Annotated in this window: 1 protein-coding gene; it reads left to right on the forward strand. The window is 29.2% G+C overall.

What is annotated here, in order from left to right; translation table 11 throughout:
- On the forward strand, nt 1–768 hold a 768-nt coding region (locus BMX09_RS09925), incomplete at its 5' end, for a transposase (RefSeq protein WP_177159611.1).
- Nucleotides 769–1,182: the final 414 nt, after the last annotated feature.

Here is a 1,182-nt window from a genome sequence, read left to right on the forward strand (position 1 = left end):
AACAAATATAAACGTTATTGGAAATTATTATTAGCGAAGACGGAAACATTGGATTCTTATACTTATAGCAGATATCCGTTATTTGATTGGATGACTAATACATGTGGCATTGTTGATTATTTATTAGAACAATCTGAAGAGTTAAAAGCCACTTATCGAATTGCACATCAATTACGTGATGCATTAGCTGATAAGGATTTCGAACAATTTAAAGTAGCTTTAATTGAAGCAAAGCATTCACCTATATCTATTGTTGATTATTTATTAGAACAATCTGAAGAGTTAAAAGCCACTTATCGAATTGCACATCAATTACGTGATGCATTAGCTGATAAGGATTTCGAACAATTTAAAGTAGCTTTAATTGAAGCAAAGCATTCACCTATATCTATTGTTGATTATTTATTAGAACAATCTGAAGAGTTAAAAGCCACTTATCGAATTGCACATCAATTACGTGATGCATTAGCTGATAAGGATTTCGAACAATTTAAAGCAGCTTTAATTGAAGCGAAGCATTCACCTATATCTAAAGGTTTACGCCGTCTTATTCGTACATTTACAAAGCTATTACCATATATTGAGAATACCTTTAACTATCCTTATACTAACGGACCTATCGAGGGATTAAACAACAAAATCAAAGTATTAAAACGAAATGCCTATGGCTATAGAAACTTCGAACACTTTAAAGCTAGAATCTTCTTAATGATGAAATTATATGCTCCAGATCCAAAAAAACAAACATTACAGCATAAAGCTGCATAAGTATTATCGAAATAAATATCGTAACATAATAACAATTTATGCAATTAAAACAACAAAAAACATATATTAGTACATTCAGCTGATAATTATAGGAACTGTACTCACTTGAGCACTAAAATTTTTTAATGATGGAAATATACAATAAAAAAGTAAAAAAAGAAATCATACAGATAATACTGTATGATCTCTATTTCTACACCATCAACCCTATTTGACAAAGAGCCGGTTAATTTTATAATGATAGATAAACACTTAAACAAATAATTATCTATTATTATTTTTTATTTTTTTCTAAGAAAAGTAAGCTACTAGCAAAAGTAGTTAAAATTATTGCTAAAATCATTTGAACTGCATATGATTTGCTTGCTGTTACTGGTAAGCTATTACCTGGTTGTGGTTGACCTGAATCATTTG

Source organism: Granulicatella balaenopterae (assembly GCF_900111135.1).
GTDB classification, from domain to species: domain Bacteria; phylum Bacillota; class Bacilli; order Lactobacillales; family Aerococcaceae; genus Granulicatella; species Granulicatella balaenopterae.